Genomic DNA, 25,024 nt, shown 5'->3' on the forward strand with positions numbered 1-25,024 from the left:
GTGTTCTAGTTTTCTTGCGAATGGAGTGGCCATGGGTCAGGTGCTCGACCGGATCGAAGAACATGCCGAGGAGATCCGCGCTGCGGGCGTCGAAGGCGACGAGTTGATGCGCCTGCCGGATTCCTCCGCGCAGCGGTTGCGGGAGTCGGGAGTGATCCGGCTCCTGCAACCGGTCGAGCACGGCGGGCTCGCTGTCCACCCCCGCGAGTTCGCCGAGACGGTCATGGGCGTCGCGGCCATGGACGGGGCCGCGGGCTGGGTGTCCGGAATCGTCGGAGTGCACCCGTGGGAGTTGGCGTTCGCCGACCCCAAGGTGCAGGAAGAGATCTGGGGCGACGACCCCGACACCTGGGTGGCCTCGCCCTATGCGCCGATGGGTGTGGCCAAGCCGGTCGACGGCGGGTATGTACTCAAAGGCCGTTGGTCGTTCTCCTCCGGCACCGACCACTGCGATTGGATCGTCCTCGGTGCGATCGTGGGCGACGCAGACGGCAAGCCGGTGATGCCGCCGACCATTCTGCATGTCTTCCTGCCGCGCGCCGACTACATCATCATCGACGACTCGTGGGATGTGGTGGGCCTGCGTGGCACCGGCTCTAAGGACGTGGTGGTCGACGGCGCCTTCATCCCCACCTACCGGACCCTCGACTCGGCAGACGTGATGGACGGTAGTGCGCCGCGGGCGGCCGGTCGCACCGAGTCGACCTACCTGATGCCCTTCAGTTGTATGTTCCCCCTTGGCATCACGTCGGCGGTGATCGGTATCGCCGAGGGTGCGCTGGCGTGTCATATTGCGGCGCAACGGGATCGGGTGGCCATCACCGGCCAGAAGATCAAAGAGGATCCGTACGTCCTCTATGCCATCGGCGAGTCGGCCGCCGAGATCGCGGCGTCGCGGGCGGCTCTGCTCGAGACGGTGGATCGCTTCTACGACAAAACCGAGGCGGGCAAAGAGATCTCGTTCGACGAGCGGGCCATCGGGCGGCGCACCCAAACCGCTGCTGCCTGGCGGGCGGTGCGGGCGGTCGACGAGATCTTCGCGCGGTCGGGCGGCGGCGCTCTGCACCGGAAGTTCCCCATGCAGAGGTTCTTTCGTGACGCGCACGCCGGACTCGCCCATGCCATCCACGTGCCGGGTTCGATCTTCCATGCGTCGGCGCTCACTCAGCTCGGCGGTGAGCCCCAGGGCATGATGCGCTCGATGATCTAGTGTCCGGCGCCGGAGATCCAACGGCTCTCTGGCGCAGGACGCTGGTCGAACGCATGTGGGTCTGGTCGGGGGGCCGCCGTGAAGTAGTCCGATCACGTCGCGTGGCGCGTGTGCCTTTTCTTCGCTTTCCGGCGGTGTCGGTAGCCCCTGATATCATTCCGCCAGGGACCTCTTGCGCAGCGGTTTGGAACCAGAGATGTTCTCTCTCAACAGAATTCATTCTCTTTTGACCTTGCGAACATGTGTTCGAAGAGGTAATCTGGAGTCAGTTGATCGGTCGGGGGGTTCCGACTAGGTGATTTCACGCGTATTCCCGGTCAACTGTTCTGGTTTGTGTTGTCTCCGAGGGGATTCGGTATGCGACTTGTTGACATGGTCGACGGAGTGATCAGTGCGGTGATACCAGATGATCCGCCGGCTCTTATCGCCGTCGTCAGGGATCTGATCATGCTGCGCAATGCTGCAGAGTCGCAGTTGGTGGTAGCAGCGGTAACCATCGACCGCCTGGGTCTGGCTAAACAGTCGGGGTCCACGACGTCGAAATTGTTGCAGGCCAACGGCGCCGCACCAGCTGCGGCTTCGCGGTGGCTACGAATAGGTGCAGGGCTGGCCGGCCTGGATCGCACTGCCGGCTACTTCCGGGACGGGTTCTTGTCGACCGAACATGTGGATGCGGTGGTCAAAGGTGTGGGGCATATCGGAAGCCGGTCCGAAGTGCCCGTGTCGGTTGAGCAGTGGTCAGAGTTCGAGCGAACCCTGTTGAGTCATGCCATTTCCGGGGCGTCTCCTGCCGAGATCGAGAAAGTGGCTCGGCGTCGGGGCAACGGTGTGGCCAAGGATTCTGGCGGACTTCCGCCGGCTGAGGATCCATCGTTGAACGTCTCGGACTACGTCGTCAGCGAGGGCCGTCTGATCGGGCGGTTCAATCTTGATGGGCAGATCGGGGAGAAAATGTTCTCCGCCTTGGACTTCTGGTCCAAGGCACGTCCAGAGCCCGATGGCTCCGACGATGCCCGGACACCACCTCAACGCCGCGCTGACGCCCTACATCGGTTGTTGGATTGCGGGGGAGGTGGGCAAATGATCGTGTCAGCACCCAAGACCGAGGTGGCGATCACAGTTCCGGCTGATCATCCTGATCAGGCGTCACTGCGGTGGATGGGACCGGTCGCCGAAGCCACCGCCACCCTGCTCGCCTGTGATTCCACGATTACCACGGTCACCCTGGACGGCCAAGAGGTACCGGTCGATTTGAGTCCACCGAAACGGTTGTTCACCGGCCTAGTGCGCAAAGCAATCATCATTCGCGATGCGTGCTGTGTGAAATGTGGTGCGCCAGCAAGCTGGTCGGACTGTCATCACATCGAACACTGGGCCGACGGCGGGGCGACGACCCTGGAGAACGGGTGTCTGCTGTGCCGCACCTGCCACCGGGCGGTCCACCACACCGACTGGGACATCACCATGGGAACCGACGGGCACCCGTGGCTGATCCCACCCGCCGACATCGACCCGATGCGCAGACCACTACCGGCCTACAACCGTCGAACACTCACCCTGGCAGCCTGACCCGGGCCGCTACCCCCAGCGCACCCGAGCCGTTCTCAGGACCGCGCACGCACAGTTGACAACTTCATAGTGTGAGGGCCGTCCGGCGAACTGCACGTGCGGACGGTGCGGCAGTAGTGGTGCTCAGATGTCTCCCGAGTGCTTTCGGACGGCATTGATCGATTTGACCAATGCCGCCGATTGCGCCTCGGTCATCCCCACGTCGCCGAAGACCTCTCGGTTGAGGGCGAGGGTCGCCTCTTCGACTGTCGTGCGGCCTGATTCGGTGATCTCGACCAGAGTGGTGCGGCCGTCGGTGGGGTGCGGCACCCGCCTGACGAGTCCGGATTCCTCGAGGCGACGGATCGCATGGGTCACCGAGGTGACGTGTACCTGAAGCCGGTCGCTCGCCTTGGTGATGGGCAGTGCGCCGCGACGGCTGAAGGCCAGTAGCCGGAGGAGCTCGAACCGCGAGAAGCTCAATTCCCAGGGCTTGAGTACCGATTCCACCCTTGCCAGCAAGATCTGGTGCACCCGCATCACCGAGGTCACCGCCTGCATACCGCCGGCCACATCACCCCAGCCGGCGTTCTCCCAGTTCTTTCGGGCCTCGGCGATCGGGTCGGGTCTGACGTCGCTGGACATGCCCCCATTCAACAGCAGTCGAGCGGGCGTTTTCGCGTCTCCGTATCCGTGGCGCCGTTACCGCCCATGCATGGCACAGTGATCATTGACACATTCGAGACAGGGGCCTAGCGTCGGAAACACCTGAGAGCTAGGAGGCTCGATGTCAGCACCAGCACGAGAAGCCATCGCGAACAGATTGCTGGCGGGTTCGGTCAAACGCTCGTATTCGCCGGTCGTCGACCTGGATTGGGATGCCCCACTCGACCCGGCCAAGTACTTCCTCCCACCGCGGGTGTGCAGTCTCTACGGCACCGAACTGTGGAACGGGCTCACCGAGGAGCAGCGGATCGAGGTCTCGCGGCAGGAGATGGCCAACATCCTCTCGGTCGGGATCTGGTTCGAAAATCTTCTGAATCGGGCTCTGCTGCAACGGCTCCTGTCCGAAGATCCCGCATCGGCGCAAACCCACTACGCGCTGACCGAGATGGGTGATGAATGCCGGCACATGGTGATGTTCGGACGCGCCATCGAACGAAGCGGCGCGCGGCCCTACGGATTGCTGTGGTGGGAGCGGTTGATCATGTCGATGCTGCCCTTCGCGATGCGGGGGTCGCTGTTGTGGGTCGCGGCGTTGGTGGGAGAGGAGATCTTCGACGCCTTGCAGCGCGAGATGCTCGACGATCCCGAGTTGCAGCCACTGGTGTCGCGCCTGATGCGGATCCATGTCACCGAGGAATCCCGCCACATCGGATTCGCCCGTGACGCGGTGGTCCGTCGTCGCGCCGTGCGAAGCCGCTGGGAGACATTCGTGGCGGCCAACCTGCATGGTCTCGCCGCACTGCGTTTCAAATATCTGTTCACCAACTCGGCGATGTACGCGCGAGCCGGCCTCGACCGGCAGGAGGCGACGGCCGCGGCCCGAAGCAATCCGAACTTCCAGCAGATGCAGATCGTCGGGTTCTCGAGCCTGGCCGCGTTCCTCGAGGAGAACGGGCTCATGACGAGGTTCTCGCGCAGGCTGTGGCGCCGGGCCGGATTTCTCGAATGAGTGCGCTGACGGTGGGGTTCGAGGGCGCCGGACCCATACTCGTCGCCGTCCGTGATCTGCTGCGGGCGTCGCCGTTGGAGATCGAGGTGGCCGCGGACTCCGGCGGTGATCACCCTGCCGACGTGGTGGTGACGTCGACGCCGGCCCCAGCAGGCACCTTCCTGGGGGTGGCAGATCCTCGGCGGCCCAACGTGTTCTACACGGGCGACGCAACCGCACCCGCCCGGCTGGTGGCCGGTTACATTGTCTCGGCGATCGAGGAGATGTTCGTTGCGGGCGCCGTCGAGATGCGAGTTCGGGCACCCATCGCCCGGTCGTGGGCCGGATACGCCGCGGCCAACCACGGCGGCGGACGCAAGCTGATCCGAAAGCTGAAGCGCTTCGACCCCGCGGACTACGACTACCGGTCGTCGCACGACGACGAGGACATCTACGACGGCGCTGCCGTCATCGAGCACGACCTCGAGTCCGTCGCCTGTCGGATCCGGGTGGGCGGCTATTTCGACCCCCTCGACGGCCATTACCACTGGGCCGGAATCGCATTCGGCGAATCAGTCCGAGAGCTCAAGGACGCCCGCGCCCGCGACGTCCTCGTCGCCGTCGACACACGCGACGGGGTCCCGGCCCGTCTCACCGAGATCACGCCATGGGGCTCTGTGCGCATCGTCGGTGTCGGGCAGCCTCCCTACGCACTCGACGACGTCGAGGTCCTGGGCTCTTCGCCGGAGCAACACCGCGTGGGCTCGTAGACTCGGACGCACGGGCGTCAAGCCGGGGTGTGAGGTCGAGGAGGAACCATGGGCAGAGAGATCGACCCAGCCAGACGCAACGCCGTGAGGCAGACGGTCGCCGCCCATCCCGGACTGGTGGTGTTCGCACTCAGTCCGGCGATCGTGGTGTTCGGCGTCCTGTGGTTGCTGACGAACTTCTGGCTCGCACTCATCGTGGGGCTTGTCGTGGGAGGCGGCGCGGCCTGGACGCTGCTGCGCAAGTAGGGCCGGGGTCATGGCTGAGCCCAGTACTCGCGTCGACAGCTGGATCTGGTCGGTCCGGCTGACCAAGACACGATCGGCAGCAGCGTCCGCATGTCGGGCGGGCCACGTCCGGGTGAACGGAACCACTGCCAAACCCGCACAGCACGTCGCCGTCGGGGACGAGGTCCGGGTTCGGGCATCGGGACGTGAGCGCATCGTCGAGGTCACCAGGGTGGTGTCCAAACGTGTCGGTCCATCGGTGGCCGCCGAGTGTCTGATCGACCGCAGCCCCCCGCCACCGCCCAAGGAACTGTTGTCGGCGCTGCCGTTACGTGACCGCGGAGCCGGCAGACCGACCAAGCGGGAACGGCGAGAGACCGACCGACTGCGCGGACGTTGACGTCGCATGGGTACAAGGGGCATGCAGACACACGCCGACATCGGCAGCGGCATCTCTACACTGCAAGCTGTGGACTCCAGGGGTGGCAAGCCGACCGGAACCGGTCTGAGACGAGGACGAGCTCCGCTGCGCTACGTGGTGGTCCTGCTCGCGGCCGCGATGCTCGTGCTGACCGGTTGCTCCGACGGCGGTTCGAACGACGACAGCCCCACCACGGAGACCGAGAGCGCACCCGGCAAGGCCGGCGAGGGGCCGTTCTTCGGTGAATGCGGGGGAGTCACCACCGAGGACGTCGCGCGGGTGACCAAGGTCGCCGGCCTCACCAACACGGTGAACAACCCGTCGGTGTGCGAGTGGGTCACCTCGCAAGACCAGCTCGGACCCCAGTTCTCCTTCAACTGGTACCGCGGCAGCCCCATCGGGCGCGAACGCGCCACCATCCAGTTGTCCCGCGATTCGGTCGAGGACATCACCATCGACGGTCACAGTGGCTTCATGGGATCGAGTAGCGGTATCTGCGAGATCGGCATCGCTTTCGGGGCCGACTTCTTCGAATGGTCGATCTCCTACGGCCTGCCCGCGGACGGTCAGAGCAACCCGTCCGACGACGACATCTGCGCCGCCGCGAAGACGCTGTCCGCCCAGTCGATCGAGAACGCGTCATGACCCGCCGGCGCAGGGTTGTCCCCTTGATCCTGGCGCTGCTCGCAGTGGTCGCGTTGTCGGCCGGGTGCACCCGCGCGGTCGACGGCGACGCCACCTCGATCGGTGGCGGCGACGGTACGTCCGACGGCAACGTCGACACCGACCGGTTCGACGGCCTGATGTACGAGTGCGAGATGCTGACGCCGGAGGCCATCGGCAAGGCCGTCGGCGGGTCCATCGCCGAACCCGGATTCTTCGGCGCGATCTGCCGTTGGGTGGTGGCCGGTCCGGTCATCACCGACGTCACCTTCAACTGGTTCGAGTGGGGCGACATCGAAGTCGAGAAATCGACCGCAAAAGAGCTCGGTTACACCACCGAGAACATCAAGGTCGCCAGCGTCACGGCATTCACGCAGCGCAATCCGGCCCGTCCGGCTGCGTGTGGCGTCACCGCCCGTTCACCCGATCGCGGCGTCTACACATGGTGGGTCGAGCCCCGCAGTTCCACGCCGAGCGGCGACCCCTGCGCCGCGCCGACCAAGCTCATGGAACTACTTCTCGGTGGCGGACAGTAGGCCCTGAACGCACGTCAGGGTCGTTTGGTGACGGTGACCGTCGCGGCCACCTGATCCTCGACGATCAGCCACATGCGCAGCTGATCGCCGACACGCTCTCGCCGGATGGTGACCGTGGCCGCCGGGGTGATCGCCCGTAGATATTCGATGACGGCCCGGTGCGGGGCGTCCACCAGATCAGGGTGGTCGAGGAGCTCGTCTTCGACCGCAGCCCAATAGGCGGCGTTGTTCAGGTGCTTGAACGGGTCGAAGTCGGTGGCGCGCAAGACATGTACGCGGTCGCTGTCCGATGCTTCGGGCACCGGCGCAGTGTTCATCGACTTCCACCGCAGGCGGTGCTCGTCGGTGGACTGACTGAGCATCTCGAAGGCCTCGTCGGTCAGCCGTGTCGGCATGCCCTGGTCGTTGACGTTGATCCAGAACGCCTCGGTCTCGATCAGGCCGTCCTCGCGGGGCTCGGGGTTGAAGCGGTTGGTCTCGTGGACCGATGTCACCCGCACGCGCATGTTCGTCCACCGGGTCGACAGGGCGCCGCACCACCGCTGCAGGGTCACGTTGCCCGGCCACGACACCGGGCGGATCACGTCGATGACGGTGCGCCGCACGATCCAGTAGGGGTCGCTGGTGTGAAAGGCCGTGGCCTCGATGTTGTCGTTCGCGATGTCCTGCAGGTAGCGGCTCAGGCCGTCGAGGCGCAGACGCATCTCCTGGTCGACATCACCGGTTCGCACCCGGTAGTTCGACTCGAAGTAGCTCGCGCCTTCCTTGAGTTCCGGTAGATCTGCCGGATTCATCGCGACGTCGGTCGGATCGATGGTCGATTTGTCTGGGCTCACCGGGTTCCCTTCGGTTGGGACGATGTCCGCTGCGGGATGAGCCTCGGGCAGGACTCGATCCCAAATGGGCAGCATAGGTTGCTTCATCTGAAGCGGGGTTGGCACTACCGCCAATGGGACTGACGTCCTAAAGTGTCTCAGTCGGCGGTCTGAATTGTTGCCGCCTGTGAGCAGAGAACTACGCTTGCCTTCGGCGGGTATTGGCGGCTGAGGTAAATTCAAGTAAAAATTGGAACACGTTCCATTTTCGGGGAACGCCGAGAGTACTGAGGTTGAAGGCGTATGGCGCACGTGATCACGCAGCCTTGCTGCAACGATGCCAGTTGCATCAGTGTCTGCCCGGTGAACTGTATTCATCCGACACCGGATGAACCCGAGTTCGCCAGCGCGGAAATGTTGTACATCGATCCCGACACCTGCATCGATTGCGGGGCCTGCATCGACGAGTGCCCGGTGGAGGCGATCTTCCCCGACGACTCGCTCGACGAGGGCCAAGAGCGTTACCTGCAGATCAATGCCGACTACTACACCGACCACGACGTGTCGGGTGGTCTGGTCGCACCCCGCAAGAAGCCCCCACTGCCGGCAGGCAAGGAACTCCACGTCGCGATCGTGGGTGCTGGGCCCGCCGCGTTCTACGCCGCCGAAGAACTCGTGAAGCACTCCGCCATCAAGGTGGACATGTTCGATCGTCTGCCGACGCCGTACGGGCTCGTACGTGCGGGTGTGGCGCCGGACCATCCGTCCACCAAGGGCGTGGAGAAGACGTTCGCGGCCACTGCCGCCAAGCGCACGTTTGAGTACTACCTCAACGTGGAGGTGGGCAAGCACCTCGATCACGATGAGCTGCTGGACCACTACGGTGCGGTCATCTACGCCCATGGCGCCTCCACGGACAAGCACCTCGGTATCGACGGTGAAGACCTGCCCGGCTCCATCGCCGCCACCGACTTCGTGGCCTGGTACAACGGTCACCCCGATCACGCGGACCGCGACTTCGACCTGTCGGCCGAGCGCGCGGTGATCGTCGGCAACGGCAACGTGGCGCTCGACGTCGCCCGGATCCTCCTCGACGACCCCGACCGGCTGGCCAAGACCGACATCGCAGATCACGCGCTGGAGAAGTTGCGCTCCAGCAACGTCCGAGAGGTCGTGCTGCTGGGCAGGCGCGGTATCGCACAGGGCGCGTACACGAACTCCGAGTTCCTCGCGATGGGGGACATGCCCGGGGTCGACGTCATCATCGACCCCGATGAGCTCGTGCTGGATGCCGCGAGCCAGGAAGCCCGCGACGCCGGCACCCTCGACTCGACCATCGCAACAAAGGTGCGCATTGCCGAGGAGTTCGCACAGCGCACCCCGACCGACGGCAACAAGCGCGTGGTGTTCCGATACCTCGTCTCACCGGTGGCCATCGAAGGGTCGGACGGCGTCGAAACCGTCCGCTGCGTGCGCAATGAGTTCGTGAATTCGCCCGACGAAAGTGCCGATCACGCCGGCCAATCGCCCAGGCCTGCATCGGGACGTGTCGCGATCACGCCGACCGGTGAAGAGTTCGACCTGAAGGCCGGCATGGTGTTGCGCGCCATCGGCTACACCGGTCTGCCGCTGGACGGCCTGCCGTTCGACGGAGCCCAGGGTGTTGTCCCCAACGAGTCGGGCCGCGTGCTCGACGCCCGTGGCGGCAGTCCCGTGGAAGGTGTGTACGTCGCGGGCTGGATCAAGCGAGGCGCCACCGGTGGCATCGGCATGAACCGGATCTGCGGTCAGGAGACGGCGTTGGCCGTGATCGCCGACTTCACCGAGGGCAGACTCTCCGAACCGGCCAAGTCGCGCGAGCAGATCCCGGATCTCATCGCCGAACGTGGCGCCGGCCGGGTGGACGGGTCGGGGTGGAAGAAGATCGACCTCGCCGAACGGACCGCGGGCAAGGAAGCCGGAAGGCGCCGGATCAAGTTCGTCACCATCGAGGCGATGGAATCGGCGGCAAGGGCCTAGTGGTCGCGGTCATGCGGCGCGGTCTCAGGACCGACGTCATCGGTGTGCCCCCTTTTTCGCCGGTGAGCGAGGCAGGTACCGGGCAGCTAACGTTACGGCCAAGAATGGCCCGGTATGAAAGGTCCCAATGCGCATAGCACTGCTGTCTTACCGGAGTAAGCCACACTGCGGAGGACAGGGCGTCTACGTGCGCCACCTTTCGCGGGAACTCGCGTTGCTGGGCCATCAGGTCGAGGTCTTCTCCGGGCAGCCCTACCCCGATCTCGACGATGAGGCGGTCGCTGCCGGCGTCACCCTGACCAAGGTGCCGAGCCTCGACCTCTACAACGACGTGAATCCGTTCCGGACGCCATGGCCGTGGGAGATCAAGAGCTGGATCGATGCGCTCGAGGTGCTCACGATGTGGACGGCAGGGTTCCCTGAGCCGCTGACGTTCAGTCTTCGTGCGGCTCGTCTCCTGCGCCGCCGCACCGACGATTTCGACGTGGTGCACGACAACCAGTGCCTGGGGTACGGCCTGCTGCAGATCGAACGCAGTGGTCTGCCCGTGGTCGCGACCATCCACCACCCGATCACCCGTGATCGCGAACTCGCCGTGAAAGCCGCCAAGGGGTGGCGCAAGCTGACGGCCCGCCGCTGGCACGCATTCCTGCGGATGCAGGGCCGCGTCGCCCGGCGAATTCCCCGGCTGCTCACGGTATCTCGCAGCAGCGAGGTCGACATCCGCAAGGCTTTCGCCATTCCGGAGGGCCGGCTCACCACCATCCCGCTGGGCGTGAACACCGAACAGTTCCGGCCGTCGCCGGAGCGGGTCGCCGGGCGCATCGTCTGTGTTGCCAGTGCTGATGCCCCGCTCAAGGGGGTCTCGTACCTTCTCGAGGCGGTCGCGAAGGTGCGGGCGGAACGGCAGGTCGAACTGGTCCTGGTGTCCAAGTTGGTCGAGGGCGGTCCGTCGGACACCCGGATCGATCAGCTGTCCATCCGCGACAGCGTGCAGGTGGTGTCCGGCCTGGACGATGACGAGCTCGCCGAACTCCTGGCATCGGCCGAAGTGGCTTGTGTGCCTTCACTTTACGAAGGCTTCTCGTTGCCGGCGGTGGAGGCGATGAGCTGCGGGACGCCGCTGGTCGCCACCCGCGCCGGGGCGATTCCGGAAGTGGTGGGCGAGCAGGAAGAAGCGGCGCTGCTGGTACCGCCGATGGATTCAGGTGCCCTGGCCGAGGCGCTGGGCAGACTGCTCGACGACTCCGAGCTGCGCACCCGCCTCGGCGAAGGTGGCCGGGCAAGGGTGGAAGAGCGTTACAGCTGGGCGGCGGTCGCCGCGAAAACGGCTGAGAACTATCAAAAAGCGATCGATCAGTTTGCTCGAGGAGGCAGCGTTGCTAACCGTTGATTTTGATCGACTGGGCGTAGGACCGAACACCAAGGCCATCGATATCGGTGCGGGGCAGGGACGACACTCGTTCGAGATGTTCCGGCGCGGTGCCGACGTGATCGCATTCGATCAGTCCGAGAGCGACATGTCCGAAGTCGCCGAGATGTTCGACGCGATGATCGCCGAGGGGCAGGTACCGGCTTCGGCCAAGGCCCGCGCCGAGGTCGGTGACGCGCTGCGGCTTCCCTTCGGTGACGGGGAGTTCGACGTGGTGCTCATGTCGGAGATCCTCGAACACATCCCCGACGACACCGACGCCATCTCCGAGATGGCCCGGATCCTGGCGCCCGGCGGTCTGGCCGCCGTGACCGTGCCGCGGTACTGGCCGGAAAAAGTGTGCTGGACGTTCTCTGACGAGTACCACGCCAACGAGGGTGGGCACGTGCGCATCTACAAGGCGTCGGAACTGGCCGGAAAGCTCAGTGCCGCGGGTCTGGAGGTGACCGGCACCGGTCACGCCCACGCGCTGCACGCGCCTTACTGGTGGCTCAAATGTGCTGTCGGAGTAGAGAACAACGACAATCCACTGGTCAAGGCCTACCACAAGCTCTTGGTGTGGGACATGATGTCGGCGCCCAAGCTCACCCGCGTCGGCGAGCAGGTGCTCAACCCGGTCTTCGGCAAGAGCGTGATCATCTACCTGCGCAAACCGGCTGATCTTCCGACCTCCGCGTCCGGCTCCGGCTCCGGCTCCGTCTCCGACTGAGCATGACGCCGATCCCTGAACTCGCGGACCTGATCAGCGCCGAAGAATGCCTGGCCACCGGGCGGGCGATCGCGGCGATGCAGGAAAGCACCGGCGCGATGCCCTGGTTCCCAGGCGGTCAGACCGACCCTTGGGACCACATCGAGTCGGCGATGGCGCTCAGCGCCACCGGCTTGATCGCCGAGGCAGAGGCGGCGTACGAATGGTCGCGGCGTACCCAGCGCGCGGACGGGTCGTGGGCGATCCGCACCGTGCTGGGCACGGTGACCGACCACAACACCGACAGCAACTTTTGCGCCTACGTGGCGGTCGGGGTGTGGCATCACTACCTGATCACCGGTGATGACCGGTTCCTGCAGAAGATGTGGCCGATGGTGTGCTCGGCCATCGACCTGGTGATCAAGTTCCAGGCGCCCGATGGCCAGATTTATTGGGGCGCAACATATCCACTGCCCGATCAGTCGTCCGGTACGTACCCGGGGATCTATCACGAGGCTCTCATCACGGGGAACTCGAGCATCCACCAGGCACTCGGATCCGCGGTATCGATCGCCGAGGAGCTGGGCCAGCCGGCCGAGGCGTGGGAGGCCGCGCAGACCAGGCTCGGACACGCGCTGCAGAGCCACCCCGAACTGTTCGCCCCGAAGTCCGAGTACTCGATGGACTGGTACTACCCGGTGCTCGGCGGTGCCGTCCGCGGCCGTGCGGGGCAGGAACTGATCGCCCAGCGGTGGGACGACTTCGTTGTCACCGACCTGGGCATCCGTTGTGTCGATCATCGCCCGTGGGTGACCGGCGCCGAGACCTGTGAGCTGGTCTTGGCTCTAGATGCACTCGGTGACGTCGCGGACGCGACCGCTTTGCTCTCGGACATGCAGCATCTGCGAGACCCGGACGGCTCGTACTGGACCGGTCTGGTGTTCGCCGACGGCAAGCGGTGGCCGGTGGAGAAAAGCTGCTGGACCTCGGCGGCGGTGGTGCTGGCGGTGGACGCGCTGAGCCGTACAACCCCTGCCAACGGCATCTTCCGCGACGCCGATCCGCTTGCGGATGGCCCAGGTCTGCACAAGTTGGCCAAATATAGAACGTGTTACTGTCTGTCTGCCTAGACTGGTGTCCAGGCACCGGTCCATGACCGGTTTGGAGCTGCAGCAGGAGGCACGATGGACTTCGGGATCGTCCAGTTCACCAGCGACCGGGGCTTGGCTCCGGCCACGTTGGCACCCTTGGTGGAAAACGCCGGTTTCGACGCGTACTTCGTACCGGAGCACAGTCACATCCCCACCAAGCGGGATGCCGCCCATCCACAGACCGGCGACTCGTCGCTGCCCGACGACCGCTACATGCGCACCCTCGACCCGTGGGTGTCGCTCAGTGGGGCGGCAGCGGTGACCAGCCGGATCCGGCTCGGTACCGCGGTGGCGCTGCCCGTACAGTCCGACCCGATCACCTTGGCCAAGATCATCGCGACGCTGGACCATCTGTCGGGTGGCCGGGTCACCCTCGGCGTCGGGTTCGGATGGAACCTCGACGAACTCTCGGACCACCACGTGCCGCCGAAGCGCCGTCGCACGATGCTGCGCGAGTACATCGAAGCCATGACCGCGTTGTGGTCGCAAGACGAAGCCGAGTTCGCCGGGGAGTTCGTGAACTTCGGCCCCAGCTGGGCATGGCCGAAAACCGTCCAGCAGCCGTCGCCGCCCGTCCTCGTCGGAGCCGCGGGCAACGAGAAGAACTTCAAGTGGATCGCCAAGAGCGCGGGTGGCTGGATCACCACGCCGGGCGAGCAGGACATCGAGGCGTCAGTGGTGTTGCTCAAGCAGATCTGGGCCGACGCCGGTCGCGAGGGTGATCCACAGATCGTGGTGCTCGACTTCAAGCCGGTGGCCGAGAAGCTGGACAAGTGGCGCGAACTGGGCGTCACGACTGTTCTGTACGGAGTGCCCGACGACAGCGAAGAACGTGCCGGCGCCTACCTGACCAAACTGGCCGGGAAACTGGGACTGAGCCCGGCGACGGTATGACCGCCGATCGGGCCGTAACGTCCGCCGACCGGGCCGTAACGACCGCCGACCGGGCCGTAACGACCGCCGATCGGGCCGAAAAGGCCGTCGACCGGGCCGTTACCGGCGTCGAGTTTCCCGAATTGGGTTGCTACGGGCTGGCCGGACACTCTGCGAGCCCGCGCGATCTCGTCGACGAGGTTCAGCAGGCGGAAAAGCTGGGTCTCGGCTCGGTCTTCCTGTCCGAACGGTTCAACGTCAAAGATGCTGCCGTGCTGGCCGGTGCGGCGGGTGCGGTGAGCCGGCACATCGGGATCGCCACCGCGGCAACAAATCACAACACCCGGCATCCGCTGGTGACCGCGACGATGGCAACGTCGATGCACAGGCTCACCGGCGGTCGCTATGCGCTCGGACTCGGGCGGGGTTTCAATCTCCTGTTCGATGTGATGGGCGTTCCCCGGGTGACCTCCGCGCAGATGGAAGACGCGGCCGGAATATACCGCACCCTCTGGCAGGGCGAGGCGGTTGTCGGACACGATGGTCCGGCGGGGAAGTATCCGTTCCTGATGCAGGATGCGTCGTTCGACGAAGACATCCCGTTGATGTTGATGGCGATCGGTGATCAGACCCTCAAACTGGCGGGGCGGATCGCGGACGGCGTTGTGCTGCATACGTTTTTCAGCGACGAGACACTCGAACGTTCGGTGGCGATCATCCGCGAGTCGGCGGCCGAGAGCGGCCGGGATCCGGCGTCGATCCGGATTTGGTCGGTGCTCGCCACCGTCGAGGAATCAATTCCAGAGGAGCTGCGTCTTCGCAAACTCGTCGGCCGGCTGGCGACCTATCTGCAAGGTTACGGTGAGGTGCTGGTCCGGTCGAATGGCTGGGATCTGGCGGACCTCGAGCGATTCCGGAATGATCCTTTTGTTCAGGGCTTTTCGGGCGCATTTGACGCCGTGGGCACAGTCGACGACCTGACCAGGATCAGCGCGCTGCTTCCTGATCATTGGCTTGCGGCCTCGGCCACCGGCGATGCGGCCCAGTGCGCTAACCGAATCGCAGACCAGTTCAACGCCGGCGCCGACAGTGTGATCCTGCACGGGGCCACCCCGACAGAGCTCGCGCCGGTACTCGATGCCTGGCGCTCCATCCGCCCGGGTGATCGATTCGACCGCCTGCCCGCCAACCCCGGAAGGGCCTTACCGTGATCACCGAGATCGTGACGTCCGCCGATGATCTGACCGCCGGCTGGGTGTCGGCAGCGCTGGGCCGGGAGGTCGAGTCGGTAAACGCCACTGCGGTCGGGACGGGCCAGATCGGTACGTGCTACCGATTGAATCTCACCGGAAGCGATGTGCCGGCACGGCTTCTCGCGAAGTTGCCTGCGTCAGATCCGGCAACCCGAGAGATGCTCGCGGGCGTCTACCGTTCTGAGGTTCGTTTCTACACATTGATTGCCGAGACCGTCTCGGTTCGGGTACCGCGGTGCTTCTACTCGGCGTCATCGGAGACCGGTGCGGACTTCACGCTGCTGCTCGAAGACATGAGCCCGGCCGAACAGGGTGATCAGCTGGCAGGCTGCACTGTGGATCAGGCGCGCGATGCCGTGATCAATCTCGCCGGCCTCCACGGCCCTCGGTGGTGCGACCCGACTCTGCTCGACATCGATGGGATGTCCATCAACGGCCCCGACGATGCCAAGATGATGGCCGAACTCTACGGTCCTGCGACGGAGATCTTCGTCGAGGCGCTCGGTGACCTGATCGCCGAGGAGGATGGCCGGACGTTGTGGGAATGCGTGGACGTCTGCGAGGCCTGGACGCTGGGACGAGCCGAGCGCTTCGGTCTGGTACACGGCGACTACCGGCTCGACAACCTGCTCTTTCCTCCGGACGGCGGGCCGGGGGTGTCGGCAATCGATTGGCAGACATTGAGTTTGGCGCTACCGGCACGCGATCTCGCATACTTTCTGGGCACCAGCCTCTCACCGCAGCAGCGGCGCGTCCACGAATCGGCACTGGTCGCCGACTACCACGAAGCGCTTGTGACCCAGGGTGTGACCGACTACGACCTCGATGCGTGCTGGGACGACTATCGATTCGCGATGATTCAGGGGCCATTGGTGTCGGTGTTCGGGTGTGCATACGGAAGTCGCACCGACCGTGGCGACCGGATGTTTGCGGCGATGGTGGCTCGATCGTGCGCTGCGATTCGCGATCTCGGCACCATCGCGTTGGCAGCCGGATCCCCGACAAGCTGAAGGTCGGCTGATGCCAGGCGCCGCCGAGGGAAAGACGCGCGTGATCCAATGGGCCACCGGGGCAGTGGGTGTCGAGGCCTTGCGCGGCATCCTCGACCATCCCGATCTCGAACTGGCTGGTGTCAGGGTGTACTCGAGCGACAAGCATGGTGTCGATGCCGGTGTGTTGGCCGGCCGATCGGCCGTGGGCGTCACCGCTACCACCAGCCTCGACGAGGTGGTGCAGTCGGACGCCGATTGTGTCCTCTACACACCCCGTAGTCCGTCAATCGATGACGTGTGCGCCCTTTTGGCGTCCGGGAAGAACGTCGTGACAACATCATTCGGCTTTCACACCGCGCGTGCTGACGGTCCCGACAAAGATCGCCTGCGCGAGGCCTGTGAGGCGGGCGGAACGTCATTGCACGGCACGGGCCTCAACCCCGGCAACCTCGGTGTTGTGTTGCCTTTGGCGTTGTCCGGGCTGACACGCGACATCACGAACGTGAAAATTCAGGAGCGGGCCGATTGGTCGGTGTACGAAAGTCTGGAGATCACGTTCGACCAGATGAGGTTCGGAAGTCCGGTCGGGGAGGTGACACCGAAATGCGAAAGCCTGAAGTTCACCAGTGATCTGTTCCGGGAACAGGTGTGGCTCGTGGGCGACGCTCTGGGCCTCGACCTGGACGAGGTGGTGACCGACCTGCAGGTGATCCCGGCGTCCGTCGACCACGAGGTCTTCGGTCGTACGCTCAAGGCCGGCACGGTGGCGGGTCAGTGGTGGCGGTGGATCGGTCGCTCAGCGGGACACATCCGCGTCGAGGTGGAGGCCGTGTGGACGGTGGGGGAGCGCCCGCCTTCGAATTGGCCCGCGCCTCAGCATGGTTGGACGATCACACTCGAGGGCACCCCATCGGCTCAGGCCCACATCGTCACACTGGCCAGTTTCGTTCGTGATGTCTCCCTGGCAGAACACGTGAACGCGGCCAGCGTCGCCACGGCCAGCCAGGCCGTCAACTCGGTGGCTGCAGTGGTCGCCGCACCACCGGGATTTGTCACCATCGCGGACCTGCCCCTGATCCGGAACCGTCATGCGGTGGCCAGCGCGAGCTGAGCTGATTCGGCGGGGAGCTTGTCAATATAACTGCGTAAGAACGCCACTCCTGCTTCATCTTTGCGTTTCTGTTCGTCAGTTTGGGTAGGGTTTGATGTGTTCTGAGTAGGCCATCGCGAGTTGCCCAAGGGACTGCTTTATGCCGCGTTCTTGGAGTTGTTGGGACGCTCGTTTGTCCTCGATGTCGCAAATGGTCAGCCACAGCAGTTTGCGGACTGCCGCGTCGTTCGGAAAGTGGCCGCGGTTCTTGATGATCTTGCGCAATCGATAGTTGAGTGACTCGATCGAGGTGGTGGTGTGGATGACTTGCCGGAGCTCGGGAGGGGACTCCAGGAATGGGTGTGAATCGTTACCAGGATCGGTTGAAGCAAGTGCGGCACTCGGGTGTTGTTGCCAAGCGCGGAGTCGCGGAACGCTTCCCACCCACCCCGGGCGGCCTCTGCGTTCATCGCGGTGTGGATCGGTGTGATCGCCCCGGGCGACCTGTTTGCGGTCCATGTAGTTCACGCGCTTGGCGGGAGTTGGGTCCGCATTGTGCGGTTGCCGATCCTATCGCCGGATTGCAACTGCGGTAACCCGGAGACCGGCAACCGCTGTGCAACAACGAAATCGATCCGCGCAGAATGTCAGACCCTGTCGCTAAACTGGTCGTATGTTGTTGGTCGAGGGGGGAACTCGAGTCACGCAGTTGGCCGAGGGGTTGAGAACTGTTCCGCGCGAACAGAATCGTCAGTTCGCGCAGACGATCGCCGACGTCGTCGAGCTGGCTACACTTCGAGTGCAAGAAGAACTGGCCGTATCAGGCGACCTGGACAAAGCCGCACGTATCCCAGTTGTCGAAGTGTCGATGCTGCTGGATGTGTCACGCACGATGGCTGGGGTCTATATCGACAACGGCCTGCAGCTACGCGACCGATTCCACCAAACACGTGCAGCGTTCGAAGCCGGCGACATCGGGTTCACTCATGTACGCGAAATCGTCACCGCACTCCAGGGCCTCGACGACGAGCTACTCGACCGCGTCGAAACCGAAGCCATACTGATTGCCCAACAGGGCCTCTCACGCTCAACCCTGCGCAACGAACTCGACCGCATGGTCATCGCCGCCGACCCCGACGGGGCAGCAGAACGACGCACAGCAATGCAACCACACCGCGACTACCGATCCTCCCGCGACCTCAACGGCCTCGCCCACATCTCCGCTACCATCACCGCAGCCGAAGCCGCCGAACTCGACGCACAAATCACCGCAGTCACCGGCACCGTATGCACCCGCGACCGCCGCCAACCCCACCAACAACGCGCCGACGCCTTCGTCGCCGTCATGCGCGGACACACACACATCGACTGCACCTGCAAACGCGACCAATGCCCCGAAAAACACCGCGAACCCCTACCCGCCCCACCCAAGCCGATAGTCAAAATCCACACCGACGCAGCCACCTTGGCCGGCCTGACCGGCCAGGTACCCACCATCGACGGATACGGCGTCATCGACCCCGCACTCGCACGCGAACTCGCCGCCGACGCCACCTGGCAAGGCCTCTACAAAGAAGCAGACCAGTACGCCCGCGGCCGACACCGCAAGCCCGGCATCACCGCCCCACCACCAGGACTCCTACCACCCGACGGCCACGGCGGACTCCACGAACCACCACCAGGCGCACTCACCTACCAACCATCACAAGCACTACGCGAAGCGATCATCGCCCGCGACGGCACCTGCCGCACCCCAGGATGTTCAACACCGGCATCCGAATGCGAAATCGACCACCTCATCCCGTTCAACCATGCCGACCCCCGATCAGGCGGCTGGACCATCGAACAAAACCTCGGCGCCATCTGCCGCCCCGACCACAAACGCAAAACACTCGGCTACTGGATGACGCGTATGCACGCCGACGGAACCATCACCTGGACAACCCAATACGGGCAAACATTCACCACACGGTCCCACGGGTGGACAGACTGAGTCGACGGTCGCCGGGCGCAGATCTTTCGACCGGAGTATCTACCCCAACAACAATTCGCCACTCTTGACCCCGGCGACAACGCCTCCGTCGACGAGGATGTCGGTACCGGTGATGAAGCCGGCCTTCGCCGGGTCGAGTAGGAACTCGGCAGCGGCAGCCACGTCTTCGGCGGTGCCGAAACGGCCGGCCGCAGATTGATTCACCATCGCCTCGTACGCCTGATGCGCAAACGAGGCGTTGAACTCGGCCCAGCCCATGGCGGTCGCGATGACGCCGGGGCTGATGCAATTCACCCTGGCGCCGCGCCGAGCCCATGCCGGCGCGGCGTACTGGACCCGTAATTGATTGCCGCGTTTGCAGTAGCCGTAGGTCAGGGCCCGGGTCAGATCGTCCGGCAGGCCAGTGATGTCGAGGACCTTGGCAGCCGACAATTCGTCGACGGGTGCGGTCGCAAGTATCTTTGCTGCCTCTTCGTCGACCGCCGCACCGAGGATATGACCGGCGACGCTGGCGATGTAGACGCCGGCGCCACCCTCCTCGATCACACTCCCGAACACATCCAGCGACAGCGCAGTTCCGACGAGATCCACCTCGATGATCCGATTGGCCGGGGCTTGAGCGGGGGAGAGGCCGGCCGTGTGCACCAGTCCGGTGATCGAGCCGAAGCCGAGGGCGAAGTCGGCAAGGCGACTCAGTGACTCGCGGTCGCTGACATCAACCTGTTGGGTGTGCACGTCGTACCCATTGTGTCGCAGGATCTCTCCGAGCGATTCGAGTCTGTCGACGTCGAAGTCGGCCAGGACAAGCGGACGGCCGGTGCCCAAGCGCCTCGCTATCGCCTCGCCCATGCCGCCCACGCCGATGACAACCAGGACAGATTTCGACATGAAGAACTCCTCGTTTTGCCCGGTCGCCGCGAAGGCGCCGGGATTGTCTCAGGTCGTGCCGGACTGCAAGCCGGGCAGCACGTATCGGCGGATGTACCTCAGCACGGCCGCGTCGTCGTCGGGGTCGAGTGTGTCGCCGGGAACGGTCGCGATGCTGATGAGCGAACGCGCCACCCATTCAGAGGCCTCGACGATGTCGATGTCGGGATGGAGTTCGTTCTTCTCCTGGGCGATCTCCAGGTAGGGCCGCCAGAACGCGGCGAGGTCGGGTACCAGACCCTGCACGCCCGCGCCCGCACAGGCGGCGAACTCCTCGGGCTCATTGACCCGCAACTTCATCAACAAGGCTCCGGGAGCGTCGTACGCGCTGCGGCCGATGCGCACGCCGGCGGCCACCCGTTGGTCGAAACCCTCCACCTCGGCCAGTGTGGAGTGCGAATCCGCCCAGAAGGTCTCGTTCAATCGGACGATTGCGCCGCCCAGCAACGCCGATTTGTCGGGGAAGTGGCGATAGAGCCACGCCCGCGACACCCCGGCCACCTCGGCGACCTCGAGCACGGTGGTCGCGCGAATGCCTTTGGCAGCCAAGCACTGTTCGGCGGCATCGAGAAGCCGGTCGTGCACACTGCGGGTATCGGCGGTGTCGGTCACGGGCGATGGGTCCTCGCTGTTGTCGGCCGGGCAGGGGCAAACGTACCAAAACGCGTAGACAGATTCTCGATTCTGTGTACTCTCCGTGTGAACAGGTTCTAGTTTCTGTCTACTTCGCTCGCTAGGAGCCGCTATGCCAGGACCCACCACCGCCATCATCGGCGCCGGAATCAGCGGTCTGACCGCCGGCAAGATGCTGGCCGACTACGGCGTGCCGTACACGTGCTTCGAAATGTCCGACCGGATCGGTGGCAACTGGGCGTTCGGAAACCCCAACGGGCACAGTAGCGCTTACCGCTCGCTGCACATCGACACTTCGAAACACCGGCTGTCTTTCCGTGACTTCCCGATGCCGGAGGACTACCCGGACTTTCCGCACCACACGCAGATCAAGTCGTATCTCGAGGACTATGCCGAGGCGTTCGACCTCAAGGACAACATCGAGTTCGAGAACGGCGTCAAGCATGCCCGGCGTCTGGACTCCGGGGGCTGGGAACTGCAGACGCAGGACGGGCAGACGCGGCTGTTCGACTTCCTTGTGGTTGCCAATGGGCACCACTGGGACCCGCGCATGGCGGATTTCCCCGGCGAGTTCACCGGTGAGTCGATCCACGCCCACCACTACGTCGATCCGCAGACCCCGCTCTCGTTCACCGGCAAGCGGATCCTGGTGGTGGGTATCGGCAACAGCGCGGCCGACATCGCGGTGGAACTGTCGTCGAAGGCATTGAGCAACCATGTGACACTCTCCACCCGGTCCGGTGCCTGGATCGTCCCCAAGTACATCGCGGGCCGACCTGCGGACAAGTACTTCAAGACCAGTCCCCACATCCCGCTGTCATGGCAGCGAAAGCTGGTACAACTCGGCCAGCCGCTCAGTGCGGGGCGACCGGAGAACTTCGGGCTGCCCACTCCCAATCACAAGTTCTTCGAGGCGCATCCGACGCAGTCGGTGGAACTGCCGCTGCGGCTCGGGTCGGGCGATGTCATCCCCAAGCCCAACGTCAGTCGCCTCGACGGGGCCACAGTGCATTTCGACGACAACACGCAGTCCGACTTCGACATCATCATCTACGCCACGGGGTACAACATCACCTTCCCGTTCTTCGACGAGGACTTCGTGAGCGCTCCCGACAACCACATCCCACTGTACAAGCGAATGTTCAAGCCCGGCATCGATGATCTGGCGTTTGTCGGATTCGCCCAGTCGACACCCACGTTGTTCCCGTTTGTCGAGTGCCAGTCCCGCCTCGTCGCGGCGTACGCGGCCGGTCGCTACCGGCTGCCGCCGGTGGCCGAAATGGAAGAGGTCATCATCAGCGACCAGCAGAAGTACACCGGCCACATGCTCGATCGTCCGCGGCACACGCAGCAGGTCGATTTCTTCATCTACGAGCACGACATGAGGGTGAAGGAATTGCCGACGGGGCTGCGCCGCGCCAAAGAATTGGGTGCACCGGCATGGGCGGGGGTGGCCTCCAGATGAGCTCAGCCGAGAACACCTTCAGCGACGTCAGCTTCGAGTCGGGCGGAACTCGTTGCGCTGCCTGGCACTTCACCGCGACCACTGACGCGCTCGATGGTCCGGCCGGCCGGCCGGTAGTGGTGATGGCGCACGGTCTGGGCGGCACGAAGGATTCCGGACTGGCGCCATTCGCCGAGAAGATCGCCGCGGCAGGCATGGACGTCTTGGCGTTCGACTACCGCGGGTTCGGCGACTCCGACGGCTCACCGCGGCAGACGGTGTCGATCAGCGGCCAGATCGACGACTACCGCGCCGCGATGACAACCGCGGCCGCCCTGCCGGGTGTGGATCCGAACCGGATTGTGCTGTGGGGGGTCTCGCTGTCCGGGGGACACGTGTTGACCGCGGCCGCGGGCCGCGACGACGTCTGTGCGGTCGTCTCGCTCACACCGCTGGTGAACGGCGCTGCCGCCGGCCGGCTCGCCTTCGCGCACCACCCCGTGTCGGCCATTGCGAAATCCACTGCGGCAGGCGTGCGCAGTCGACTGTCAGGGTTACGAGGCGGCGACGGGGTCATGATGCCGATCGTGGGCAGCCCGGGCGAGGTCGCAGCTCTGACACTGGACGGTTCTTACGCGGACTACATGGCCATCGCGGGGCCCAGCTGGCGCAACGAGATCGACGCGAGCATCGGGCTCGAGCTGGGTCGCCTCCGGGCCGACAAGTCGGCCAAGGATGTGCGATGTCCCGTGCTGGTGCAGGTGGCGGACTTCGACCGCAGTGCACCCCCGCACGCCGCGGGCAAGGCGGCGTTCACGGCGCGGGCCGAGGTGCGCCACTATCCGTGCGACCACTTCGGTGTGTGGCCCGGTCAGGACTGCTTCGAATCGGCCGTGGCCCATCAGATCTCGTTTCTCCGCCGACACCTTGCGACACCGGCGAACGACGAACCCCGGCAAAAGTCCTCCGCTGCCGCCGAACCCGTGGCCGCCGGCTGACGCCGCTGCCGAGTCCGATAAACGTCCAGTTCCGACCAGATCGAGGTAACGATGGCCGACACGATTCAGCAACTTCTCCGCCAACGCGCTGACGACACGAATGTTGCGGTGAAGTACGGCGACCAGACGTGGACCTGGAGCGAACACATCGCCGACGCCGAAGCGCAGGCATCGGCGCTGATCGGCGTCGCCGACAAGGAGCGCCCCCTGCACGTGGGTGTGCTGCTGGCCAACACCCCGGACATGCTCAGCGCCATGGCGGCTGCAGGTCTGGGCGGCTACGTCCTGTGCGGTATCAACAACACCCGGCGGGGTCCGGGGCTGGTTGCCGACATCGTGCGTGCGGACTGCCAGATCCTGATCACCGACGCCGAACACCTGCCACTCCTGGACGGTCTGTCACTGCCGGGCGTGCGGATCTTCGCCACGGATTCGGCGGAGTGGACCCAGCTCAAGCGCGACGCGGGACCTCTTGTCCCGCACCACGAGGCGCAGGTCACCGACACCTTCATGATGATCTTCACCTCGGGAACCAGCGGCGATCCCAAAGCGGTTCAGGTGGCTCACATGATGGTGCTGTTCGCGGGTCAGATGCTCACGGAGAAGTACGAACTGGGTCCGGCCGACACGTGTTACCTCTCCATGCCGCTGTTCCATTCCAACGCGGTGCTCGCCGGCTGGAGTGTGGCCGTCAACGCCGGGGCCGCCATGGCTCCGGCCACGTTCTCGGCATCGCGCTTCGTCGACGACATCCGGCGGTACGGCGCAACGTACATGAACTACGTCGGCAAGCCACTGGCGTACGTGCTGGCCACCGAAGAGCGACCCGACGATGCAGACAATCAACTCCGGGTGGCCTTTGGCAACGAGGCAACCGACCGCGACATCATCGAGTTCGGCCGACGTTTCGGCTGCACCGTCTGGGACGGTTTCGGCTCCACCGAAAGTGCTGTCATCATCACCCGCGAAGAGGGCACGCCCCTGGGGTCGATCGGTAAGGGCTTCCCGGGGGTCGCGATCTACAACTCCACCACCATCGAAGAATGTGCCGTGGCGCAGTTCGACGAATCGGGTGCGCTGGCCAATGCCGATGAGGCGGTCGGTGAGCTGGTCAATCTCGAAGGGGCAGGGTTCTTCTCGGGCTACTACAACGACCCCGGCGCCACGGAGGACCGGATGCGTCACGGGATGTTCTGGTCCGGAGATCTGGCCTACCGCGATGCCGATGGGTGGATCTACCTCGCCGGCCGTACCGCTGACTGGATGCGGGTCGACGGAGAGAACATGGCTGCCGCACCCATCGAGCGGATCTTGCTGCGACTACCAGAACTCAATCGGGTTGCCGTGTACGCGGTTCCCGACGTCGCGGTCGGCGACCAGGTGATGGCCGCGATCGTGTTGCAGGACGACGCCACGCTCACCCCGGAGCGGTTCGAGGAGTTCTTGGCTGCCCAGCCCGACCTGTCGCCCAAGGCGTGGCCGCGGTACGTGCGAGTGGCAGAAGATCTGCCGTCCACCGCGACGAACAAGGTGCTCAAGCGCGCGCTGGTTGCCGAAGGGCCGACCCCGGGTACCGGCGCACTGTGGATCCGGGAGGCGCGCGGCACCTCTTACGACATCGCCAGCACGGCGGTGCACTAGGGGGCAGACGGGGTCGGCGGGCCCAGGACAGTCGGGCCCAGGACAGTC

24 protein-coding genes and 1 pseudogene are annotated in these 25,024 nt (G+C 64.8%); 20 read left to right on the forward strand and 5 right to left on the reverse strand.

Annotated elements, in window-relative coordinates:
- Positions 1 to 31: 31 nt before the first annotated feature.
- Both ACVWY6_RS02645 and ACVWY6_RS02650 read left to right on the forward strand, forming a co-directional pair.
- Positions 32 to 1,210 carry an acyl-CoA dehydrogenase family protein gene (locus ACVWY6_RS02645; protein WP_457536017.1) on the forward strand — a complete coding sequence of 393 codons (1,179 nt, stop codon included), beginning with the start codon at positions 32 to 34 and terminating at the stop codon, positions 1,208 to 1,210.
- A 357-nt stretch (positions 1,211 to 1,567) separates the two neighbouring features.
- Entirely contained in the window at positions 1,568 to 2,779 is a 1,212-nt protein-coding gene (locus ACVWY6_RS02650; protein ID WP_457536018.1) for a DUF222 domain-containing protein, read from the forward strand.
- Between the two features lie 123 nt (positions 2,780 to 2,902).
- Here ACVWY6_RS02650 and ACVWY6_RS02655 read toward each other — a convergent pair whose 3' ends face one another.
- Positions 2,903 to 3,403 carry a MarR family winged helix-turn-helix transcriptional regulator gene (locus ACVWY6_RS02655; RefSeq protein ID WP_023954180.1) on the reverse strand — a complete coding sequence of 167 codons (501 nt, stop codon included), beginning with the start codon at positions 3,401 to 3,403 and terminating at the stop codon, positions 2,903 to 2,905.
- A gap of 142 nt (positions 3,404 to 3,545) precedes the next feature.
- Between ACVWY6_RS02655 and ACVWY6_RS02660 the strand changes: the two genes are divergently transcribed.
- The 6 genes from ACVWY6_RS02660 (at position 3,546) to ACVWY6_RS02685 (ending at position 7,027) form a co-directional block, all read left to right on the forward strand.
- Complete coding sequence (locus tag ACVWY6_RS02660; RefSeq protein ID WP_457536020.1) at positions 3,546 to 4,433, forward strand: AurF N-oxygenase family protein; 888 nt, start codon at positions 3,546 to 3,548, stop codon at positions 4,431 to 4,433.
- Positions 4,430 to 5,182, forward strand: a complete 753-nt coding sequence (locus tag ACVWY6_RS02665; protein WP_457536022.1) for a DUF4873 domain-containing protein — start codon at positions 4,430 to 4,432, stop codon at positions 5,180 to 5,182. The genes ACVWY6_RS02660 and ACVWY6_RS02665 overlap by 4 nt, the downstream gene beginning before the upstream one ends.
- Positions 5,183 to 5,230: 48 nt before the next feature.
- Positions 5,231 to 5,428, forward strand: coding sequence for a hypothetical protein (locus ACVWY6_RS02670; protein ID WP_023954174.1), 198 nt, complete (start codon positions 5,231 to 5,233; stop codon positions 5,426 to 5,428).
- Positions 5,429 to 5,438: 10 nt separating this feature from the next.
- Entirely contained in the window at positions 5,439 to 5,807 is a 369-nt protein-coding gene (locus ACVWY6_RS02675; protein WP_030165122.1) for an RNA-binding S4 domain-containing protein, read from the forward strand.
- A 69-nt stretch (positions 5,808 to 5,876) separates the two neighbouring features.
- A complete protein-coding gene (locus ACVWY6_RS02680; RefSeq protein ID WP_235189336.1) occupies positions 5,877 to 6,473 on the forward strand; it encodes a DUF3558 domain-containing protein in 597 nt (198 codons plus the stop codon).
- Complete coding sequence (locus ACVWY6_RS02685) at positions 6,470 to 7,027, forward strand: DUF3558 domain-containing protein (RefSeq protein ID WP_457536024.1); 558 nt, start codon at positions 6,470 to 6,472, stop codon at positions 7,025 to 7,027. Before ACVWY6_RS02680 ends, ACVWY6_RS02685 begins: the two co-directional genes overlap by 4 nt.
- A 14-nt stretch (positions 7,028 to 7,041) precedes the next feature.
- Here ACVWY6_RS02685 and ACVWY6_RS02690 read toward each other — a convergent pair whose 3' ends face one another.
- Positions 7,042 to 7,821, reverse strand: a complete 780-nt coding sequence (locus ACVWY6_RS02690; RefSeq protein ID WP_062799258.1) for an acyl-[acyl-carrier-protein] thioesterase — start codon at positions 7,819 to 7,821, stop codon at positions 7,042 to 7,044.
- Positions 7,822 to 8,145: 324 nt separating this feature from the next.
- Here ACVWY6_RS02690 and ACVWY6_RS02695 point away from each other — a divergent pair, with 324 nt between their 5' ends.
- From ACVWY6_RS02695 to ACVWY6_RS02730, 8 genes are all read left to right on the forward strand, one after another.
- Positions 8,146 to 9,861, forward strand: a complete 1,716-nt coding sequence (locus tag ACVWY6_RS02695) for an FAD-dependent oxidoreductase (protein ID WP_457536026.1) — start codon at positions 8,146 to 8,148, stop codon at positions 9,859 to 9,861.
- A 127-nt stretch (positions 9,862 to 9,988) separates the two neighbouring features.
- Positions 9,989 to 11,254, forward strand: a complete 1,266-nt coding sequence (locus ACVWY6_RS02700) for a glycosyltransferase family 4 protein (RefSeq protein ID WP_062799019.1) — start codon at positions 9,989 to 9,991, stop codon at positions 11,252 to 11,254.
- Entirely contained in the window at positions 11,241 to 12,002 is a 762-nt protein-coding gene (locus ACVWY6_RS02705) for a class I SAM-dependent methyltransferase (RefSeq protein ID WP_457536028.1), read from the forward strand. Before ACVWY6_RS02700 ends, ACVWY6_RS02705 begins: the two co-directional genes overlap by 14 nt.
- A gap of 2 nt (positions 12,003 to 12,004) precedes the next feature.
- Entirely contained in the window at positions 12,005 to 13,111 is a 1,107-nt protein-coding gene (locus tag ACVWY6_RS02710; protein WP_457536030.1) for a prenyltransferase, read from the forward strand.
- 54 nt (positions 13,112 to 13,165) lie between these two features.
- Positions 13,166 to 14,026 (forward strand): LLM class F420-dependent oxidoreductase, encoded by an 861-nt coding sequence (locus tag ACVWY6_RS02715; RefSeq protein ID WP_023954162.1) that lies wholly within the window; start codon positions 13,166 to 13,168, stop codon positions 14,024 to 14,026.
- A complete protein-coding gene (locus ACVWY6_RS02720; RefSeq protein WP_457536032.1) occupies positions 14,023 to 15,216 on the forward strand; it encodes a TIGR03857 family LLM class F420-dependent oxidoreductase in 1,194 nt (397 codons plus the stop codon). The genes ACVWY6_RS02715 and ACVWY6_RS02720 overlap by 4 nt, the downstream gene beginning before the upstream one ends.
- The gene (locus ACVWY6_RS02725; RefSeq protein WP_457536034.1) at positions 15,213 to 16,268 is read left to right on the forward strand and encodes a phosphotransferase; all 1,056 of its coding nucleotides are present in this window, start codon (positions 15,213 to 15,215) and stop codon (positions 16,266 to 16,268) included. Before ACVWY6_RS02720 ends, ACVWY6_RS02725 begins: the two co-directional genes overlap by 4 nt.
- Before the next feature lie 10 nt (positions 16,269 to 16,278).
- The gene (locus tag ACVWY6_RS02730) at positions 16,279 to 17,361 is read left to right on the forward strand and encodes an NAD(P)H-dependent amine dehydrogenase family protein (RefSeq protein ID WP_457536036.1); all 1,083 of its coding nucleotides are present in this window, start codon (positions 16,279 to 16,281) and stop codon (positions 17,359 to 17,361) included.
- Positions 17,362 to 17,436: 75 nt separating this feature from the next.
- On the opposite strand, the pseudogene ACVWY6_RS02735 reads toward ACVWY6_RS02730, so the two are convergent.
- Positions 17,437 to 17,868: pseudogene (locus ACVWY6_RS02735) on the reverse strand (transposase); the annotation flags it as partial.
- Positions 17,869 to 18,013: 145 nt separating this feature from the next.
- Between ACVWY6_RS02735 and ACVWY6_RS02740 the strand changes: the two are divergent.
- Complete coding sequence (locus ACVWY6_RS02740; RefSeq protein ID WP_457536038.1) at positions 18,014 to 19,333, forward strand: DUF222 domain-containing protein; 1,320 nt, start codon at positions 18,014 to 18,016, stop codon at positions 19,331 to 19,333.
- A 39-nt stretch (positions 19,334 to 19,372) separates the two neighbouring features.
- Here the strand turns inward: ACVWY6_RS02740 and ACVWY6_RS02745 are convergent, their stop codons facing one another.
- On the reverse strand, positions 19,373 to 20,221 hold the full coding sequence (locus ACVWY6_RS02745; protein WP_457536040.1) for an SDR family oxidoreductase: 849 nt from the start codon (positions 20,219 to 20,221) through the stop codon (positions 19,373 to 19,375).
- Positions 20,222 to 20,269: 48 nt separating this feature from the next.
- Positions 20,270 to 20,872, reverse strand: coding sequence for a TetR/AcrR family transcriptional regulator (locus ACVWY6_RS02750; RefSeq protein WP_457536042.1), 603 nt, complete (start codon positions 20,870 to 20,872; stop codon positions 20,270 to 20,272).
- A 133-nt stretch (positions 20,873 to 21,005) separates the two neighbouring features.
- Here ACVWY6_RS02750 and ACVWY6_RS02755 point away from each other — a divergent pair, with 133 nt between their 5' ends.
- The 3 genes from ACVWY6_RS02755 to fadD1 are packed head-to-tail and all read left to right on the forward strand — an operon-like array spanning position 21,006 to position 24,976.
- Positions 21,006 to 22,358 carry a flavin-containing monooxygenase gene (locus ACVWY6_RS02755; protein WP_400728740.1) on the forward strand — a complete coding sequence of 451 codons (1,353 nt, stop codon included), beginning with the start codon at positions 21,006 to 21,008 and terminating at the stop codon, positions 22,356 to 22,358.
- Positions 22,355 to 23,335, forward strand: coding sequence for an alpha/beta hydrolase (locus tag ACVWY6_RS02760; protein WP_457536045.1), 981 nt, complete (start codon positions 22,355 to 22,357; stop codon positions 23,333 to 23,335). Before ACVWY6_RS02755 ends, ACVWY6_RS02760 begins: the two co-directional genes overlap by 4 nt.
- Positions 23,336 to 23,386: 51 nt before the next feature.
- Positions 23,387 to 24,976: a fatty-acid--CoA ligase FadD1 gene (gene fadD1, locus ACVWY6_RS02765; protein ID WP_457536047.1), complete on the forward strand. Its 1,590-nt coding sequence runs from the start codon at positions 23,387 to 23,389 to the stop codon at positions 24,974 to 24,976.
- Positions 24,977 to 25,024: the final 48 nt, after the last annotated feature.

The sequence above is a fragment of the Williamsia sp. R60 genome (assembly GCF_054063855.1).

Coding starts and splice junctions, on each gene's coding strand:
- ACVWY6_RS02645 (WP_457536017.1), top strand. CDS start 32: ATGGGTCAGGTGCTCGACCGGATCGAAGAACATGCCGAGGAGATCCGC.
- ACVWY6_RS02650 (WP_457536018.1), top strand. CDS start 1,568: ATGCGACTTGTTGACATGGTCGACGGAGTGATCAGTGCGGTGATACCA.
- ACVWY6_RS02655 (WP_023954180.1), bottom strand. CDS start 3,403: ATGTCCAGCGACGTCAGACCCGACCCGATCGCCGAGGCCCGAAAGAAC.
- ACVWY6_RS02660 (WP_457536020.1), top strand. CDS start 3,546: ATGTCAGCACCAGCACGAGAAGCCATCGCGAACAGATTGCTGGCGGGT.
- ACVWY6_RS02665 (WP_457536022.1), top strand. CDS start 4,430: ATGAGTGCGCTGACGGTGGGGTTCGAGGGCGCCGGACCCATACTCGTC.
- ACVWY6_RS02670 (WP_023954174.1), top strand. CDS start 5,231: ATGGGCAGAGAGATCGACCCAGCCAGACGCAACGCCGTGAGGCAGACG.
- ACVWY6_RS02675 (WP_030165122.1), top strand. CDS start 5,439: ATGGCTGAGCCCAGTACTCGCGTCGACAGCTGGATCTGGTCGGTCCGG.
- ACVWY6_RS02685 (WP_457536024.1), top strand. CDS start 6,470: ATGACCCGCCGGCGCAGGGTTGTCCCCTTGATCCTGGCGCTGCTCGCA.
- ACVWY6_RS02690 (WP_062799258.1), bottom strand. CDS start 7,821: ATGAATCCGGCAGATCTACCGGAACTCAAGGAAGGCGCGAGCTACTTC.
- ACVWY6_RS02695 (WP_457536026.1), top strand. CDS start 8,146: ATGGCGCACGTGATCACGCAGCCTTGCTGCAACGATGCCAGTTGCATC.
- ACVWY6_RS02700 (WP_062799019.1), top strand. CDS start 9,989: ATGCGCATAGCACTGCTGTCTTACCGGAGTAAGCCACACTGCGGAGGA.
- ACVWY6_RS02710 (WP_457536030.1), top strand. CDS start 12,005: ATGACGCCGATCCCTGAACTCGCGGACCTGATCAGCGCCGAAGAATGC.
- ACVWY6_RS02715 (WP_023954162.1), top strand. CDS start 13,166: ATGGACTTCGGGATCGTCCAGTTCACCAGCGACCGGGGCTTGGCTCCG.
- ACVWY6_RS02720 (WP_457536032.1), top strand. CDS start 14,023: ATGACCGCCGATCGGGCCGTAACGTCCGCCGACCGGGCCGTAACGACC.
- ACVWY6_RS02730 (WP_457536036.1), top strand. CDS start 16,279: ATGCCAGGCGCCGCCGAGGGAAAGACGCGCGTGATCCAATGGGCCACC.
- ACVWY6_RS02740 (WP_457536038.1), top strand. CDS start 18,014: ATGTTGTTGGTCGAGGGGGGAACTCGAGTCACGCAGTTGGCCGAGGGG.
- ACVWY6_RS02745 (WP_457536040.1), bottom strand. CDS start 20,221: ATGTCGAAATCTGTCCTGGTTGTCATCGGCGTGGGCGGCATGGGCGAG.
- ACVWY6_RS02755 (WP_400728740.1), top strand. CDS start 21,006: ATGCCAGGACCCACCACCGCCATCATCGGCGCCGGAATCAGCGGTCTG.
- ACVWY6_RS02760 (WP_457536045.1), top strand. CDS start 22,355: ATGAGCTCAGCCGAGAACACCTTCAGCGACGTCAGCTTCGAGTCGGGC.
- fadD1 (WP_457536047.1), top strand. CDS start 23,387: ATGGCCGACACGATTCAGCAACTTCTCCGCCAACGCGCTGACGACACG.